Below are 18507 nucleotides of genomic sequence, written 5' to 3' on the forward strand. Positions count from 1 at the left end.
TGACTTATAACTTCTTCAATAAAAGAAGCAAGTCCGTCTCTACCGCTGCATTACCTGGCAGGGAACTGACTCCCACTGCACATCTGGCATGCTTCCCATTCTCACCGAACAATTCAACCAAGAGATCGGACGAACCGTTGATCACCTTCGGAACATCTGGAAAACCTGCTTCACAACTGACATATCCCGTGACTTTCACCACACGTTCGATAAGGCTGAAGCATCCTAATACATCCTTCACGATCGCGAGCTGATTAAGTGTGGTCAACCGCGCTGCCTCGTATCCCTCCTCTATCGATACATCCACTCCAACCCTTCCTTTATAGGGGAGATCTCCATTCCACTTACAGGTCACCCCGCTGACGAATAAAAATGGATCCGCACGGACAGAACCCAGATAATGCCCGGATGGTTTGGGCTTTTCCGGCAGGATCAGCCCCATCTCTTCAAGCCTGTCTTCAACCTTTAGCAATTGTTTCTCCACATCGATCTTCCTTCCTGGCGATTGCCATTAAATCAAGAAGCAGCAGATTATGATGTTTGCAATAGCGTATCTCTTCTATTTTTGAATTTACTTGGTTGATGGGAATAAAACACATTGAGGTTTGCCTGTTTATTGCAAAAAGAACATTTCACACCCTCCGGAGCCTTGCGGATATGAGGGACATCCAATATCTCAATTGCCTTCGTCACATGTTTTTTACACGTCCACATTTGCTACACCTCTTCCTTTTAATGTGTTTGTTCTTATTTATTTACTACTTGTTTTTGGATTTTATCGGGCTTTCTTTTCTTCACTACCTTAGTGGTTTCTTCATCCCAGGAAATCGTGACATCCCCATCCGTGACAAATGTTTGGCATCCTAAGCGATACCCTTTTTCAAGCCATTCTTCGCCGAGCTTTCTCCGTTCCTGGACCTTCACGTTGTCCAGGTTCTCAGCCCCCTCCTCGATCTTGCAAAGGCAGCTTCCGCAAATCCCCCCACCGCATTTGTTTGGAAGATCGCCATCATATCGTAAAGACATTCGTAATATATTCGAGTTTTCAGGTACATCCAGAACTTTTCCACTAGTAGAATAATTGATTTTAGGCATCGAGTATTCCTCCCTTGATCCTTCTTGGTATACAATATACCACAAACGAAATATTCTGACAATATATTTTTAGTCATTTCTTAACTTTCTGAATTTTAATTTGAATAACGAATGCTCTACTGCTATACTTTTTGGTATACAAAATTCCATCAATATGAAACGGAGGATTCCAACATGTTAAAAGTAGGATTAATAGGTTACGGCGCGATCGGGAAAGATGTTGTCTCATATATAAAGGAAGATAAGGTAGAGGGGGCAGAGGTACACGCGATTCTAGTAAGGAACTCTGAGCAATATGAAGAATTAAAGACTGAGAGTTTCATGGTGGTGGACAGCGAGGAAACGTTCTTCTCTTCAGGGCTCGACGTAATCATAGAATGTGCTGGTCATGATGCTGTCTATCAATATGCAGTGAAATCCCTATCAACGGGCAGTCACTTTATAACAGTATCCGTAGGGGCCTTCTCTGATGGGGCGCTATATGATGAAGTCATAGAAGCAGCGAGGAAATATGGCCGTAAATTGATTCTTCCTTCCGCTGCCATAGGTGGCCTGGACCGCATCGCTGCATCCTCCATCCATGAGCTGGATGAAGTGAAGCTCATTACCCGGAAGCCCCCTGCCGCATGGAGGGGAACGGTCGCTGAAGAAAAAGTAGATTTAGATACCATCAGTGAAGAGTTTACAATCTATGAAGGCACTGCCCGTGAATCTGCTAAACTCTTTCCTCAAAGCACAAATGTTTCGGCTGCCCTCAGCATTGCCGGTGTCGGCTTTGATCAAACGAAAGTACAGGTACTGGTAGACCCGGGCGTGAAAAATAATACCCATCAAATCGTAGCAAAAGGATACTTCGGCGAGGTGGAACTGACCATCCAGAATACCCCGTCGGCAGATAATCCTAAATCGGGCTACATTGTAGCCATGAGCATTTGCAAAGCATTGAATAATCTTACCTCCCCTGTTGTGATTGGGGTTTGAATCTGTCAGCGCCCACAAAAAAGACTGTGTCTCATCATCCAGACACAGTCCCTCTTTATTTTTTCTTCACTTTTTCTTTTTGCTTTTCAATGAAATGGATATAGGCTTTTTTGGAATTTTCGATGTGGATCTTCGTTAAGAACTCGGCCATATCCGCTTCTTTATCCCTTACCGCTTTCATGATCTGGATATGTTCTTTTAATGATTCCTTCCTGCGCCCAGGGGTTTCATATCCCATACTGGCAGACATCTGAATATAATCGGTCAACCCGGAAAGGATCTGGAAAAGCTTCGGGCTTTTGGCGGCTTTATAGAGAAGGAGATTCATCTCGATATGTTCCGTATCGATTCCTTCTCCCTCCCCTTTTTCCAGGGCTTCCAGCTTTTCAATCTTCTCATTGAACTCTTGTTGTATGTCATCATCCATTTTCTGTGCGGCAAGCTTTGCAGCCAGTACCTCGAGTGAAGACAGGATTGTAAACACTTCGATGACTTCCTCTTCAGAAATATTGGAAACAATGACGCCCTTTCTAGGGACTGTCTTGACGAAACCTTGAGACTCAAGCCGGAACAGTGCTTCACGAATCGGGGTCCGGCTGATATTCAGTTTACTCGCCACTTCCCTTTCGATCAGGCGGTCACCAGGCTTGTACTCCCCGCCCAGAATCAGATCTTTTAAATAAATATATGCACGCTCACGGATTGAAAGTAATTCCTCTTCTTCCCACTTCATTTCATTATCCCCTTCTCCGATATAAAATCTCTTATCTACCTATTTTATCAAAGACTTTGTCATTTTTATATTATTAAGACATTTTTAGCGTAGAATAGGTGAAATGCAAAAACGATCAAGCAGAACTTGATCGCCCTTCCATTAATTCGATAAAAAGATCCCTCCATAAAATAGTGCACATACGATCACGAGTGCCGGATGGATTTTCAGCTTTTTCATGACTAGAAACCCTGCAGCAGTCAGGATCACAAGATGCAGTACTCCGCTTTTTTCAAAGGCAGACAGGAAGAATTGATACGCCAATACCCCGAGTAAAATGGCGATGACAGGCTGTACGGACAGTGTCATCAGCTTGACCTGCGGGGAATCCTTGAAAAGGTTCACGAATTTGAACAGGATGATGACGGCGATGGCTGATGGAAGAATGGTTGCAGCAAGGGCAATCACCATCCCCAACACGCCTCCCATTTCATAGCCGATGAACCCTGCCATCTTCGTCGCGATCGGTCCGGGCAGAACGTTTGCAATCGCGAACAGATCCCCGAATTCGCCCAGGGTCATCCATTCATAGCGGTTGACCACTTCATTTTGAATCAATGGGATCGTTGAAGGCCCGCCGCCATACCCAAGTAGATTCGATATGAAAAATGCCCAAAAAATATCCCAATAAATCATACGCTCTTTTCCTTTCTTGGCTCATACATGTCCTCGGAAACATCTTTCATCCGGTTCTTATATCCAGCCACGATGAATGCCCCCAATAGGCAAGCCCCGATCATGATTCCAGGATGCAGATTCAGGAACTGGATCAGTACAAGGGAAACGCCGCCAAGTCCAAATGCGATCGGCAGTCCGAGACCTTTACGTGCCTTGTCTGCGAATTTGTACGCCATTTCAAGGAGCATGATTCCGATGATCGGCGTCACCCCCTGCACCATCCCCCCTACAATCGGGGACGTCCGGTACTTGTAAAGGAGCCCGAGCATGAACAGCATCCCGAACAATGAAGGAAGGATATGGGCCAGGATCGCTACTGCCGCTCCCAGGTTACCATTCACTTTGTATCCGATATACGCAGCCATCTTCGTAGCGATCGGACCCGGCAGCGTGTTGGCAAGTGCCAGGGTCTGGCCGAATTCGTCCTCTGTCATCCATTCGTATTTCTTCACTGCTTCATATTCGATCAACGGAATCGTGGAGGGTCCTCCACCGTATCCGGTCACTCCCGTTCTGGCAAAACCAACCGTAAGGTCCAAATAAGATTTCATGCTACTCCTTCTTTCATTATTTTATCGTCAGGACCTCGGCTGCAATGAATTATTTCTTAATATCTGCATCTGTTACGACGTCATGATCCTTTAAGTGGGACTGCAATGCTTTCAGGGCAGCCGTTCCGACAGCCGTATCCTGTTCACCGTTACCCCCGCTGACCCCGATGCCGCCGATGACTTCACCATCCACTACGATCGGGAATCCTCCGACGAATACCGCGAACTTCCCCGGGAGCATCTGCTGGATACCAAATGCTTCATTCCCAGGCAAGACAGGCCCGTTCGGTTCCTTGTTAAATAAATGAGTGGAACGCTTGTGCCCCGCTGCCGTAAACGCTTTGGCAATGGCGATGTCGGGACCGGTGATCCGGGCACCGTTCATACGTTCAAGGGCAATCACATGTCCTCCGTCATCGACAACTGCGATGGTTTCAAGCACATTGATTTCTTCTGATTTTCTTTTTGCCTCTTCTATGATTACTTTTGCTTCTTCGAGTTGGAGTCTTAGTACAGTTTTCATATCGTCGTTACCCCCAGAGATTTTTAGTATCCAATATATACGGTCTTGATTTGAGTGAAGAAATCGAGTCCCGCTCTCCCTGACTCACGGAAGGTGGACGTACTTGACTTCTTGATGCCTCCAAATGGAGCGTTCATCAGGTTACCGGTCGTTGTCCGATTCACTTTCACGGTGCCTGCTTTAATATCCTTCGTAAACTGTTGGGCCGTTTTTAAGTTAGTGGTCACAATCGAAGCAGACAGACCGTATTCAACGTCGTTCGCTACTTTGATCGCTTCATCATAATCAGCAACCTCGATCACCGCGATGACAGGACCGAAGATTTCTTCCTTGGCAATCCTCATGGATGGATCGACGTCTGTAAAGATGGCAGGACTTACATAATAGCCTTTTCCGTATTCACTTTCCGTTACGTGTTCTCCTCCATACAGTAAGGAGGCACCCTCTTCTTTACCGATTTGAATGTACTTTAATACATTGGTCAATTGCTTCTCACTAGCCAACGGACAAACCGTGACCCCTTCTTCAAAGCCGTTACCGATCTTGAGGTTCTTTGTTTTTTCTACCAAAGCACTGAGGAATTTCTCTTTGACCTCTTTCATGACGATGACACGACTCGTTCCCGTACACGCCTGGCCGCTCAGATTGTAGCCGCCATTTACAGTCAATTTGGCTGCAAGCCCGATATCGGCATCCTCCATCACGATCAATGGATTCTTCCCGCCAAGCTCCATCTGTGTTCTCGTATCGAAGGAAACATTGCGATGAATGCGTTCCCCGGCGCCAGTAGATCCTGTAAACGTCACAGCCTTCACCGCTGGATGGTCGACCAGGCTGTCACCTATTTCACGGGAGTTCCCCGTTACAAAATTCAGCACCCCATCGGGAAGTCCTGCGTGAACCAAAGCTTCCACTAATCGATAAGCAACCAATGGCGTTTCAGAGGATGGCTTGAACACAACCGTATTTCCGGTGATCAAAGCAGGCGCAATTTTACGGGCAGGTATCGATAATGGAAAGTTCCATGGAGTGATGACGGTGATGACACCCAGTGGCTCAAGCTTTGATGATACATCCATGTTGGGATCATCCTGGGGATAGGTCTCTCCGCTGTGACTTTGACCTTCCACCGCATAGTATTTCAGAGTTTCGGCAGATCTCAGCACTTCCCCGCGGGCAGCCCCGATCGGCTTCCCTTCTTCCAGTGTTAATTCCTTTGCAAATTGATCCACATGGTCGATCAAGTATTGAGCTGCCTTGTTAAGGATCGCTGCCCTTTTGGAAGGCGCCGTTTCAGACCAGGAAGGAAAAGCGGCATCCGCAGATTCAATGGCTCTTTTGACGTCCTCTTGTGTGGACGCCTGAAAGACACCGATCACTTCTTCCTTGTTGGCTGGATTATGGCTGATAAACGTTTTTTCACTGGAGGAATCCTCCCATTGACCGTTGATGTAGTTTTTGTATAATTCGGCTTTTGCTACTAGCACTCGAAACATCCTTTCCTATTCATTTCTCGGATATGATGAACAAATGGCAGTTCCCATACAAGGAAACTGCCACTTATGCTTTTTTACAATGTTCTAAGTATCTTAAGCCTGTACAAGAGCACCTAAATCTTTTTCAAGATACTCTTTCCATAATCCGTCCATGTACATGCGGCGCATTTTCGCTCCTACACGCACAATCTCCAGACATTCCTGCTGAAGCTCCGGTGTATCAGCATGCTCCAACACGATTTTGTATCCGCGCTCTCCATGGATTTCATCCGATACGATGTGCAGGTCGAAGAATTCGATTTCTTCATCTGTGAATCCGTATTTTTCACGAAGGACAGGCGTTTGTTTACGATAAATATCAGGTACCTGAGATTCCAACCCTACTACTAATGCTGCCGTAGCCACTACAAAGTTTTCACGTGCTGCCACTGAGTAGCACCAGCTTTGCAGTCCAAGAGTCGTCGCAGCCATATTCTTCGGATCTCTTACTCTATCACCTGTCGTTCCACATGCTTCAGCAAAACGGATCAACAGGTCGGTATGGCGATCTGCGGCAATTTCTTCTTCATACATATTTTGAAGGGTGAAATCTTTCGCGTCTTCGAATTTAGGATGATCAGGCGTATTGTGATAGATATAAGAAAGATAGTTCGCGAAAGGCCCAACATAGTGGTAATGGTTTTCAGCCCATTTCGCAAAGTGCTTTCTCTCAAGTTTTCCTTCTGCCCAAGCGGTTGTAAAAGGAGCCTTTTGACTATGATTTCCCTTGATTGCCTCTTCCAGCTCTTTACGGAATTCATCTTTAGATAATAGTTTTGTCATGATCATTCTCCTCCTAAAAGTATGCTGCAGGTGACCTGCACATTGTATTGGGTATTTTGTATACCAAATAGTGTTGAAAAAACAACCATATCTTCCTTTTCGACTGAAGTGACAGAATCTAAAGAGATACAGTTCGTGAAAACAACTACTTAGCTTGTTCATTTGGTATACCATTGACTTTATACTACCCTATGAATCTTACTTTGTAAATATACTTTTCTGATTTTTTTAAAAATTATAATTTTAAGGTTGTCTACATAAACAATATGGCCGCAAGGGTTGCCACCACGAGCCCCGTCATGACGGGAATGAAGTTCTTCCTGGCGAGCTCCAGCACGGAAACGCCGCAAAAACCTGCCACTGCCACAAGGGATGACCATGCGATCAATGTCCCACCGCCTGTCCAAACAGATCCCATCTGACCGATCGCGGCCAGCGTACCAGGATCTATCCCAGCCGAACCTGACATGGCACCTGATAATGCCCCCACTAAAGGAAGGCCTGAGAAGCCCGAACCATCCAAACCAGTGATGATACCAACTAAAAGGATACCAAAGGCACTGAAGAAAGCGTTTTCAGGAATGGATGCCTGTGCAGACTGAACGAGATCAAATAGGAAGGCTGGCTTGGCCGCTTCTTCCCCAAGCGATAGAATCGAACCGGTAAAATCCGAGCTCCCCAGGAAAAAGAATCCTGCAATCGGGATAACCGGCCCCATGGCACGGAACGCGAACACAAAACCGTCTGTAATGTGATCCCCGATTTTATCGAGTGCATGGATCCTGCCGAAAGCAACCGACGCCAGAATCAGCAGTACGGCTGCGACTCCACCGATAAAGGCAGCTCCGTCCCCACCTGCAAATCTTCCCGCCTCAGCATCACTGAACTTGGTAGAAAACATAAAAATCATGACGGCAAGCATGGACAATGGAACGAGAACAGCAAACACTTTCCCCCATATCTCTTTTCTGCCTCTGTAAACCTCAATCTCAGACGCCGCGGATACTTCAGCTTCCACAACACTTTTGTCAGCAGTCATGGCATTCAATAGGTTGACCGCATTCTCTGCTTCTTCGCTATTCGGCTTTGCGATCGACTTATACATCATCGCATAAGCGACCCCGACAGCTGTCACTCCGGTAATGATTGATAAGATCATCGCTTTATCGGCAACTTGTACCGTTTCCATCCCTCCGGAAGTAGCCGTCAGCATCGGTGCAATCTGCATGATGTAGTCAGACGAAAGCGCCATCCCCTGCCCGGCAATCGCCACGATCATCGCGGCCCCCATCGCAGGCAGCCCGGCACGCATGGCAGCAGGAACAAGTAGGGCACAAATGAGCGGAACAGCCGGTGTCGGCCAGAAGAATAAGGATATGACATATGTCACAACCATTAATACGAAAAAAGCGATATGACCGTTGACCATGACCTTCTGTATGGGCACGATCATCCGTTGATCGGCTCCGATATCTTTCAATGAGTTTAATAGAGCGACCATCAGGGTAATAATTAAAAAGATACTGAATAATTCTCTGGCTGCAACCAGATTGGCGTTAAAGACCGCCATGAAACCGCCGACGAGGGATCCTTTATACAACCAGGCAACCAAAAAGGTCCCGACGATCGTCGGCAGTACAACCCCCTTGCGAAACAACATCGTAACAATGACAAGTGCAGTAACCAATGCATACAACCAATGAGCAGCAGATAAATCCAAAGCATTCACCCTTCCCACTTTTTTGTAGCGATTTAATTCAGCATTTCAACTTCGATCTTTAATAATTCTCTTAATGCTTGTGCGATATTCTCTGTTGCTTCTGTCACAATTTGTTCCCCTATCTCTCTCGTTGCCTTCCTTGCGTCCCCGATACATCCATTTTTCGTCATTTCTTCATAATGATAAAATCCTTGAATCGCTTTTCCCGGTCTTAATTGTTGATATCTCCCCCCTTCACAGAAATCTCCCGGCGTCAATTTCTCCGGTCTAATCAAGTAAGGTGCTAAGTAAAGTGCTTCTGATACTTCGCGTTCACAGCTGTGCCCGAAAATGGGAGAGTCAATGAAATGCCCGATGGACTCTTTGGCTGATGCCGTGGTTTTGGCATAATAGATCTCTACCTTTTCCTCCTCTGATAACACAGTGCTTGCCACACTTAAAGTCGATTGATTTCCCCCATGCGCATTTAGGAATAGAAATTTATTGATCCCATGATGCTTTAAAGATCGAACCATATCCCTTAAGATCGCAATCAATGTATCCGGCTTTAAGGAGATGGTCCCCGGGAAATTCATGTGATGGGGAGACACACCCATATTGACCGTCGGCGTAACGAGCAGGTGCGGATGCATCCGCTCGGCGATTTTTTTCGCCATCTCGGTTGCAAGGACCGCATCACAGCTTTCGATCATGTGAGGACCGTGCTGTTCATGAGCCCCGATCGGTATGACCGCCATCTTAACGGTTTTTAATGCATCCTCTACCTCTTCCCAGGTCATATTTGTCAGTACGTACGAATTCATATTGTACACCCCTTACGCTTTTACGGTATTTTGTATACCGATTAAAATCCCCAAAAAAATTAACCCTTCGCCTCTGCTGCAGCCCTTCTTTTCTTGACGTCCACCCCTTCCTGAGTCAGTTCGATATCCGCTTTAATATTCAGCTGACACGTAAGGCGATAGTTTTCATTCACGAGTTCCCCAAGCATCTTATCCTCTTTCCAATTGGGTGGATCCAGGTTTTCACCACCGCTCAACACTTTACACGTACACTTCGTACATTTCCCCATCCCGCATCCATATTTCAATTTCGGGAACTGCTTAATCCCTGCCAGTACAACCAAATTAGCGCCATCTTTCACATCCTGTTCAACGATTCCACCTTCGACATACAGCTTGACATTTGGCATACCAAACACTCCTTTACTGTGACATTTATCACAATTTTTAGAATTTTCTTAAGTATACATATGAATCTATAAAAATGTAAACCCTTTCGTCAGGTTTTCTTACAAAAACCCTGATTGGAAATGACTGTAATTTTGAAGGTGGAAGGCTACAGTTAGAAAAAAATAAAAATTCTGAAAACAATATTGATTTCATCCGACTCTTCCTTTACACTGTAGACAAGAAGGTTTGGTATACAAAATACAATGTATGCCAGACCCATCATGAAGGAGTGGGTTTAATTATGGAAAAGTATATTGTACTGACCAACAAGGATACCTTTCAGACGGTACTAGAAAATGACGGATTCCAGCCTGTAGAAACGTATCATTTTTATTTCTTCGACAAGTTGAAATCCACCTACACCATTGCCAGGGTCCTGGATGATGATGCGAAGATTCAATTGTATGAGAAGTATGAGGGAAAAGAGTATATCAATCATATCCGGGTGAAGTTCTTTGAATCCTTTGAGACGATCGAAGGTGCACGCGAGGAGTTATATGAAATTGTGAAGGCGAATGGAAACAGCGAAGACTCGAAGCATTCGAAGCTTGTTAAGTCTGATGAATTAGCTGTTTAGTAAAACCGTTTTTACCTCAATCTATTTTTATACAGGCTTACTCTATCCTTTGGAATCTGGAGGGTTAGGTAAGTCTGCTTTTTTGTGGGATTAATAGTTGATTCTCTCTACGGATAAAGTGATAGTGTGTGAAACATAGACCGTTCTTTTTGCAAAGTTTGGGGTTATCTTAAGAAAGAAAGCAGTAGTTGCTTTCCGCTCCAGGATGCTCGCTTTCCGCGGGGCGTGAGTTGAGCCTCCTCGGGCTTTGCCCTGTGGGGTCTCAACTTTCCCGCTATTCCCGTAGGAGTCGAGCATCCTTCCGCTACAATCAACTTTCTAAGCATGTTTCTTTTAATACATATAAATAAAATCAAAAACTATTAGCAAACAAACTCTTTGGAGGTTAGTAGAATAAACATCCTATTGAAAAAACTATCCTTTAATTAGTTCGTTTTTTTACACCTTTAGCTCTGTCACTAAAAAACGTTTAAAGTTGGGGATGGGAACTGCGTAGGCTCCGGCGGATTTTGGTCGTACCCCCCTTCAATAAACTCTATTTCTCTACTTTTTTTAAAAAACCCAACGCAAAACACCTCCGATTCTAGTACTTGGAAACATACTATAATCGAAGGTGTTTTATTTAGCCTCATACGAGGATTTGCAATATCATGAGGTAGATCACGGTCAATGCCAGGAAGGAAAACGTAAATGTGAAGTTCCAATTCGACACTTTGAATGAGCTTGTCTTTACAATGGTGGACATTAGACCGATCGTTGCGTTATAGGGTCCCATGAGAAACGCGGATACTGCCCCTGCGAGCATGGAAACCGTCAGGATGTATGGTGAAACATCCAGGCTGTGGGGATCGAGGGTTCCTGCCAGTAAGGCTAGTGCCACCGCCGGATGAAGTCCGATAAACGCCAGGGTCAAAGGTATCAGAGGGATTAATAGGACAAAGATTTCAATCCCGATTGTATCCTTGAAAGCGGTAATCCATTCATTCACCAGATGATCCGTATGGGAGAATTCAATCGCCGATATAAAGAAACCTGCAGATAGAAAGATGAAAAACTGATCTTTCATTTTCATTAAATGGTGCTGATAGTGATTCACCAGCCCATTTTTAAAATCCCCTGTTCTTCCCAACAATAGACACCATATGAACGCAAAGGGAATGACGAGCAGTGAGACGACGATCAAGAACGAAAGGGATAACCAATGCTCGAGGAATGAAATCACGATATTAAAGGCAAGTATCGCCAGCAAAATGTGTGAAAGCTTCCCTGCTCCCGCCTTTCCTTCCATCCCCTCAATGGCTGCAGCCGTTTCGTTCGCGGCAGTGCTTGTACGATAGGAAGGACGATTCCTCCTCTTTCTGAATCCACCTGTATACCAATCAAGCAGCAGCCCCATCACACTTAAAGGAAGGACATAAGGAAGCAACTCGCCCCACTTCACCCCTGTCATATCGATCACAATCCCGACAATCGGGGTGACCGGGGCCCACATCAACGGCATGGAGAATCCGTGAGTGATGGCTCTGCTCATGAACCTTTCTTTATCTTGGAGCGGAAAAGCATCCGCAGCCGGCCTGACAGAGAAATAGGTCATAGGAAGCGTGGCCAGATTCATGAAGATACTAAAGAAATAAGAAATCCCGGACGTCAAACTGTATAAGCTTGTGGAAGACTTTACCCTTCTGGATATAAAGCCTTGAATATTCTCAGAATAGTTTCCGAGCTTGATAGGGAGTGCCAACAAAGGGACCAAAGCAAACAACGTCAGAAGATTGAGCATCGGGCCGAATGAAAACAGAATATCCTGCCAACCGGCGTCACCCCTCAACAACATAATGAATCCCAATATAAGAAACGTTCCCCCTATCACCCTTACAAACTTGTTTACTCTGAATAAAGTGATCATGACAATCATGAAGCAAATCACCGAGATGATGGGAGAAATATTGATACCACTGAAAAGTTCATTGATTAAATAAAATAGGATAGCAGCAACGGATAAAAGTTTGATCATCTAATCACCAATTCTTTTTTTCTGATTATTCTTTATATTAAACCTCTTGAGAATGAAAATCAATTATATGGTATACATTATTTCAGGAAAGGGGACGTTTTTTGATTGTGATTGTAGTTCCCAATTCTGACACGCGAACCGTTCCCTTGATGATAATCGCGTTTCTATAGGGATTTGAAGCGTTTTTCAATAAAAGGGCTATTCATTATGGTATACCATAATTGCTTTTATAACTGTTTTTTAAGTCAATAACACCGAAAATTAGGTATTTGGTATACAATAATTGTTGACTTATACATATCTCCCTCTTATAATAAAGACATAACGATCAATATAAAATCTCCGGGAGGGGTCCATATGTTCCAACTATTATTTGGATCTAAACACGCTTTAGAAAAAGCAAACCGCAAATTTGCCAGACTAAAACGTACATTAAAGTTTTAATGATATAACATTCTGTCCTATATAATTCTCATTTGGGAGACAGTTCAGTCCCCGATCTAAAAGGTGGTCCAATCCTAGGACCACCTCTTTTTTGGGACACGGGGACAGGTCCCCTGTCCCGACACCATCCATGAAACGGGACAAGGTGCCTGTCCCCCCGTCCCACCATCTGTTAATATAATAGAATAGAATAGATTTGTTCGTGGAGGTGAGGAGATGGATTATTCCGTTATTGGAAAGAAGATAAGAGAGTTGAGGAAAGTGGTGGGATTGACGCAGGGCGATTTGGCTGAAGGGATATGCACGCAGGCACTCATCAGCCGGATGGAGAAGGGAGATATATACCCAAGTGCCACGGCGTTATATCAAATTTCTTTGAAACTCGGAGTGGATGTGAACTACTTCTTTGAAATCGGCACCACTCCTCGCATCGACTATTTTCGAGAAGTTGAAAGACAATTGAGGAGTTTCCGACTGAAACGGAAATTTACTGAAATGATGGAAATGGTCAGAACAGAATTGAAAAATCCATTTTTCTATAAAGATGACGAAAAGCTTCAGCTCCTTTACTGGCATAAAGCCATCTATCTATTTGAAATCGAGAAAGATCGAGAGACCGCTTTCGCCTTAATGGAACAGGCGTATCAGCTGACAGCCCATCAAAAAAAAGCCGCCTCTGAAAGAGAAATGGAGATCCTGATGACCTTCGGGACATGGGAAACACTTTCCCACAACAATCAACAGGCTCTCTACTATTATAAAAAGGTAGAAGGAATCTTGAAACATACCGAACAGCTTCATGATAAATCGATTAAAACCCGGTTATTTTATAACTTATCCCGGGTCCTGACACAATCAGGCCATTACGAAGAGTCCATTGACTATTGTCTCAGAGCCATTAAATGGTGCATTGAAGAAGAACATCTGTGGGGGCTCGGGGAGCTGCATTATCATGTTGGCTACAATTACGAACTAGTCGGAGATTATGAAAAAGCACTTCCTTATGTAGATAAGGCCATCCTTATGTTTGAATTGAGGAATGATGATACTCACCTGGCGTTTCTTAAAAAGAGAAAAGAAGAGATTCTGGGTCGGAGGGACAGGTCCCTTGTCCCGGAATCTAAATAGAGATGAGGGGATTAGTCCCTTCGTCTTTTTCAATTTTGGGACTGGTTGCCTGTTCCCACATCCCTGCAAAATAATCTTTAGGAGGAAGTCTGATGAGAACTTATAAGTTCCGACCACCAATGATGAACCGATCAACAAAGACTTTCGCTATTACTGATGATTCGGGCAAAAAAGTTGGAGAAATCGAGAGATATTTCAATTTTATAGGACAAAATGTTCTTAGTACATTTATCAATATGTCAAATGTGAAGGTCAGAAGCGTGTTGGGGGAAACTTCCCTGGACTTTAAAGAAAAAAGTCTTCTTAAAAATTTATTGTTTAATAAATGGGACGTGAACTATAAGAAGGATGGGAAACTTCATCACTTTGAAATTAGAGATAAAACTAAAATTAAGACACACCAATTATTTTTATATACTTTTCTGGGGAGAAATATGCAAGTGAAATCAAAGGTAATGGATCGTACAACTCGTTTTTACAAAGAGCAAAGCGGACACTTAAAAATTGTAGCTGAAGTATCTTATGATACCTTAATACCTCCCTATACTTACACCATCAATCTACACGACGATTCCATCCATTATTGTGAAATTGCCGGAGTCTATTACTTAATGCATATCAACAGTAGTGACTAGTTTAAGAAATGTTTGGACAAAAGTTTTTTGAGCTGTTAAATTGCAGTTACTACGTCAGCGGGGGAATCGGGACGAAGGGACAGGTCCCTCGTCCCAAAACCAAAATAAAGACGAGGGAATAAATCCCCTCGTCTCTATTAATTTCGGCGGGACACGGTGCCTGTCCCCCCGTCCCACATTCTATCGCTTAACCGTGAATTTTCTCGGAACAGATGATAGCGTCAATCCACTCTCATCCTTCACCGTTACCTTCACATAGTAGTCCCCATCCGGATAATCACTGTCAGGAGCCCATGGCAGGTTATAGATGGAATGTTCGTCATGGATGTCTGCTTCTTCAAGTGTGTTCCCCTGTGCATCGGTAATTTCCAAATGCCAATCAAGGCGTTTGTATCCGAAGAGCGTCAGGCGCAGTGGCTTGGTTTCACTTACGCTTGAAGCGTTGTTGATGCCTAAATAGTTAATAAGGGGTTCGGCGTTTAAATACGTTTCATCCCCCTGGTACGCAACTCCCACATTTCGGGCATTGTCGACGGCGGAGATGGTGACCAGTTCCGGTTTCACTTTTGAGATGTACTCTGATCCCCCGTTTTGAATCCGTTGGGACTTTCCGTTCACCCAAAGCAGGCTGCCAAGAGGACCGGTACCCGTGTCTGTTATATCCCAGCTGATATGATAGTTTCCATCCGGCATTTCCTCTACCTTGATGTCTTCCACTTTAGGAGCTTCGGAATCTACTTTTATCGGAATCTTGGTCTCTTGAGGTTCAGCACCCTCATAGTTTAACGTGCTCGTATAGACGTAATAATACTGTCCATCCTTTATCGTTTTCCCATCGTCGTCAGTAGAATTCCAGAATAATCCTTCCATGTTATATGAGTAATTTCTGTAGCTCATGATGTTCTTTCTGAATTTAAACGGACTTCCATCCTCTGTGAATTCACTAAAGTTGCTTATCTCTTTAATGGTATTCCCTTCCTCATCCTGAATGCTCAGGGACAGTTCTTTCAGGTTGCGCAGCGCGGTAAAAGAAGGATAAGCCCCCTCACTTATGGATCGTGGTGACACGCCTATCTTTTCTTTATTGAATGTTCCAGTGGCCGGATCATATCCGATTGGCAACGAATCAATTTCATTGAATAGGACCGTATACCCCAAGAATGCATCCCCTGTCACCGGGCTTTCATCCACATTCGCCATGGAGTCCCAGTCTCCGTAGTACCCCATAAGCGGTACGGAAAGTGTCGTCAGTTCTTTTACGGAGCTTCCTTTTGGTACAAAACGGACAAACCCTTCAATGAAGCGCCCTTCACTCAGCTCTTCAGGCAATTCAACTGAAATCTTTACTTCGCCGCCATGGTGTGGTTTGTATTGGATAGGTTCTTCCGGATCGTACGTCTTGCCGTTGATCTTGATGTCTGCTCCTGTAACCGGTACAGAATGAAGCGTTAAGTACTCTCTTTCCACTCCATCATGCGTTTGCTTCGTTGTTTCGTCTGTGATCAGGTCGATCACAATCTCATATTGGTGCTGAGGCTTTACAAGATTTTTCTTTAACGGCTCCACATTCAAAGTGAAATCAAAGCTGCGTCCCACTTCCTTCAGGGCAACGGAAGCGGCCTGCTCTAATGGAACCCCGGCACGTTCAAGGAGATATGGCGTCTCTATCGCACGGTCGATCTTCATGATTCCGGAACCTTGTCTACGAGATGAATATACCGAGTGATCATCGGTAGGATTTGTCAGTGTTTCAGACGTATTCATCAAGGCATTTTTCGCTCTCAGCACCGTTTCCTTATTCTTCGGAAGACCCAGCTCCTGATAATAATGTTGTAAAAGAAGGGCCGCTCCGCCTGCTACCTGAGGGCTCGCCATGGACGTTCCGCTCATAGTTTCATACTCGTTATTGATCACTGTAGAGTAAATCTTCCCGCCCGGTGCCGTGATCTCAGGCTTAAAGCTCAGGTCTGTCGGGGATCCGAAAGATGAGAAGGTCGACATCGGTTCCGTTGCCGTATTTTGAACCTTCAGCACTTCGTCAGTCAGTTGCACCGTTAATTCTTCTCCTGACTTCAATCGCTCTGCGAGTTCATTTCCATTCACTTGATCGGTTGTGACCGCCGGAATGAAGTATGGACTGAAATAGAGGTTAGCATATGCCGTCACCTGAGGAGGTGGAATCACCATCACCGCTACCGCACCTTTTCCTGCAGCCGCTGACTGCAAATAGGTTGCTGGGGCATAGTATTGCGATGGCTGCGCGACCGCAATCTTCCCTTTCAAGTCAAGGTCCTTGACCGCTGCCGAATTCCCCTCACCAACATAAACCAATTCATATTCCTTAGATGGATCCAGAGTCCCGATTAATTTCTTGATCCCCGGCTGAATTTGATAGCCGAATAGACTTCCATCTGACAAACGCAGCCCGTCCACTGTCATCATGTCATTCTCTGATGAAGCGACCTGCAGAGCATATGGTGTCACACCAGGGTCTCCTACCAGCCCGATGTCAGGATTTTTCGCTAAAGGCAGTTGAGATCTTTCCAGCAAATTGTTTTTGGTGCTGTAAGCCGCATTCCCTGCAGCCGCAACGACCAGGACGCCTTGTTCAGTTGCATATTGAATCGCACGCTGAACAGGATCGTTCGGATCGACGTTACCTGCTTCCGAACCGAGGCTGAGGTTGATGACGTCCGCCCCCATTTCAACGGCATGATAGATCCCTGCTGCGATGTCGTCGTCATAAGCGCCGCCACCCTTATCGGAGAATACTTTTTCCGCTAAAAGCTGTACGTCCGGAGCGACACCTTCTGCTTTTTTCTTGGTTTCTTCATAGGCTCCTACGATTCCCGCTACATGGGTTCCGTGAGAATTGGAGGATGGAATGACGTTGGAATCATTGTCCGCCCAGTCATACCCAGTCGGGACTTTATCTGTATACCAGGTTTCGTCTACTTCGGTTTGTTGAAACTCATCCTGAAGATTGTCTTCCGTTAATTTCGCCGCCTTTTTTCCTTCTTCCGAAAGCTGCATCGCTTCGTGGCGGTGGTCCACACCTGAATCGACCACCGCTACGACCATCCCTTCCCCACGCGTATTATACTTCGTCCACGTATCTATCGCCTTCACGAGTTCTTTGCTGTCTACAGCGGTATGCTCATATTGTTTGGAAATGCGGACATCCTTTACACCATCCAGTTCAGCGATCTTTTGGGCTTCTCCAAGCGTCGTATCCACGCTGAAGCCGTTGAACCCTTTTGAAAATGTGTGTCTCACTTTAGACGTTGAAGATTTCTTTCCAGAGATGGCCTTCTTCACTTGTTCCACCTGTGACCCGGCCGGTGACTTCAAACTTTTGTCCGCCTCGACCTCCACGATAACCCTTACCTTTTCGTTCGGATTGAAGGCAGATTGATCCTTGCCATACAGCGGATCATCACTCTGCTGAAGTGCTTCCGCAAACGGATTGGACTTCTCGGCCAAAACGGAGTGTGGAACCTTCTCTTGCTTGGAAAACTGAAACTCCGCACCTGCTGATGCCCCGAACGCACTTGCCGTCATCACACATGCTAATAAAGATGGTACGACCTTTTTCTTCATGCCTCTTCTTCCCCTCTGCTATCTTGTATTCTAACTATTCTTACTTTTAATAGTAGATAGAGAAGCCGCACCCGTAAATGGGGGTTTTCATAGCGCATTTCCATAGGAAAACAGAGGTCTTTTTTACTAAATCGATCGGAGAGCCGCTAGATTTATAGTTATAGAGTCATTGATTTTATGCATCACACTGCCTTTTATGAAAATAAGTGACTTCCTATAACCCCAAGTTCCCCAGTGGG

At 45.0% G+C, this 18507-nt stretch carries 17 protein-coding genes; 4 read left to right on the forward strand and 13 right to left on the reverse strand.

The genetic code is table 11. From position 1 onward, the window contains the following. Nucleotides 1–4: 4 nt before the first annotated feature. Entirely contained in the window at nt 5–484 is a 480-nt protein-coding gene (locus ACCB35_RS20485; protein ID WP_253275557.1) for a RidA family protein, read from the reverse strand. A gap of 263 nt (nt 485–747) precedes the next feature. Next, on the reverse strand, nt 748–1095 hold the full coding sequence (locus ACCB35_RS20490; protein ID WP_044339899.1) for a 2Fe-2S iron-sulfur cluster-binding protein: 348 nt from the start codon (nt 1093–1095) through the stop codon (nt 748–750). 174 nt (nt 1096–1269) lie between these two features. Between ACCB35_RS20490 and ACCB35_RS20495 the strand changes: the two genes are divergently transcribed. Beyond that, nucleotides 1270–2076: an aspartate dehydrogenase gene (locus ACCB35_RS20495; RefSeq protein WP_374055089.1), complete on the forward strand. Its 807-nt coding sequence runs from the start codon at nt 1270–1272 to the stop codon at nt 2074–2076. A gap of 55 nt (nt 2077–2131) precedes the next feature. Here ACCB35_RS20495 and ACCB35_RS20500 read toward each other — a convergent pair whose 3' ends face one another. The 9 genes from ACCB35_RS20500 to ACCB35_RS20540 form a co-directional block, all read right to left on the reverse strand. Next, on the reverse strand, nt 2132–2809 hold the full coding sequence (locus ACCB35_RS20500; protein WP_044339901.1) for a GntR family transcriptional regulator: 678 nt from the start codon (nt 2807–2809) through the stop codon (nt 2132–2134). Nucleotides 2810–2950: 141 nt separating this feature from the next. Then, complete coding sequence (locus ACCB35_RS20505) at nt 2951–3484, reverse strand: chromate transporter (RefSeq protein ID WP_044339902.1); 534 nt, start codon at nt 3482–3484, stop codon at nt 2951–2953. Continuing rightward, complete coding sequence (locus ACCB35_RS20510; protein WP_374055090.1) at nt 3481–4077, reverse strand: chromate transporter; 597 nt, start codon at nt 4075–4077, stop codon at nt 3481–3483. Before ACCB35_RS20510 ends, ACCB35_RS20505 begins: the two co-directional genes overlap by 4 nt. Before the next feature lie 49 nt (nt 4078–4126). Further along, nucleotides 4127–4600, reverse strand: a complete 474-nt coding sequence (locus ACCB35_RS20515) for a heme-binding protein (RefSeq protein ID WP_299744478.1) — start codon at nt 4598–4600, stop codon at nt 4127–4129. A 23-nt stretch (nt 4601–4623) separates the two neighbouring features. Beyond that, complete coding sequence (locus ACCB35_RS20520) at nt 4624–6087, reverse strand: aldehyde dehydrogenase family protein (RefSeq protein WP_374055091.1); 1464 nt, start codon at nt 6085–6087, stop codon at nt 4624–4626. 102 nt (nt 6088–6189) lie between these two features. Then, a complete protein-coding gene (locus tag ACCB35_RS20525; RefSeq protein ID WP_299744472.1) occupies nt 6190–6918 on the reverse strand; it encodes a TenA family transcriptional regulator in 729 nt (242 codons plus the stop codon). Between the two features lie 253 nt (nt 6919–7171). Further along, complete coding sequence (locus ACCB35_RS20530; protein WP_374057083.1) at nt 7172–8638, reverse strand: hypothetical protein; 1467 nt, start codon at nt 8636–8638, stop codon at nt 7172–7174. Between the two features lie 32 nt (nt 8639–8670). Continuing rightward, entirely contained in the window at nt 8671–9441 is a 771-nt protein-coding gene (locus tag ACCB35_RS20535; protein ID WP_374055092.1) for a creatininase family protein, read from the reverse strand. 59 nt (nt 9442–9500) lie between these two features. Then, complete coding sequence (locus ACCB35_RS20540; RefSeq protein WP_374055093.1) at nt 9501–9830, reverse strand: 2Fe-2S iron-sulfur cluster-binding protein; 330 nt, start codon at nt 9828–9830, stop codon at nt 9501–9503. A gap of 281 nt (nt 9831–10111) precedes the next feature. On the opposite strand from ACCB35_RS20540, the gene ACCB35_RS20545 reads away from it, so the two are divergent. Further along, nucleotides 10112–10447 carry a hypothetical protein gene (locus tag ACCB35_RS20545; RefSeq protein WP_044339910.1) on the forward strand — a complete coding sequence of 112 codons (336 nt, stop codon included), beginning with the start codon at nt 10112–10114 and terminating at the stop codon, nt 10445–10447. Nucleotides 10448–11075: 628 nt separating this feature from the next. On the opposite strand, the gene ACCB35_RS20550 is transcribed toward ACCB35_RS20545, so the two are convergent. Then, complete coding sequence (locus tag ACCB35_RS20550) at nt 11076–12461, reverse strand: hypothetical protein (RefSeq protein WP_374055094.1); 1386 nt, start codon at nt 12459–12461, stop codon at nt 11076–11078. A 660-nt stretch (nt 12462–13121) separates the two neighbouring features. On the opposite strand from ACCB35_RS20550, the gene ACCB35_RS20555 reads away from it, so the two are divergent. Both ACCB35_RS20555 and ACCB35_RS20560 read left to right on the forward strand, forming a co-directional pair. Then, nucleotides 13122–14033 (forward strand): helix-turn-helix domain-containing protein, encoded by a 912-nt coding sequence (locus ACCB35_RS20555; RefSeq protein WP_374055095.1) that lies wholly within the window; start codon nt 13122–13124, stop codon nt 14031–14033. Nucleotides 14034–14125: 92 nt separating this feature from the next. After that, entirely contained in the window at nt 14126–14668 is a 543-nt protein-coding gene (locus ACCB35_RS20560; RefSeq protein WP_374055096.1) for a hypothetical protein, read from the forward strand. A gap of 180 nt (nt 14669–14848) precedes the next feature. Here ACCB35_RS20560 and ACCB35_RS20565 read toward each other — a convergent pair whose 3' ends face one another. Then, the gene (locus ACCB35_RS20565; protein ID WP_374055097.1) at nt 14849–18268 is read right to left on the reverse strand and encodes a S8 family serine peptidase; all 3420 of its coding nucleotides are present in this window, start codon (nt 18266–18268) and stop codon (nt 14849–14851) included. Nucleotides 18269–18507: the final 239 nt, after the last annotated feature.

Origin of the sequence: Rossellomorea sp. FM04394, assembly GCF_041889765.1 — a bacterium.
GTDB classification, from domain to species: Bacteria; Bacillota; Bacilli; order Bacillales; family Bacillaceae_B; genus Rossellomorea; species Rossellomorea aquimaris_B.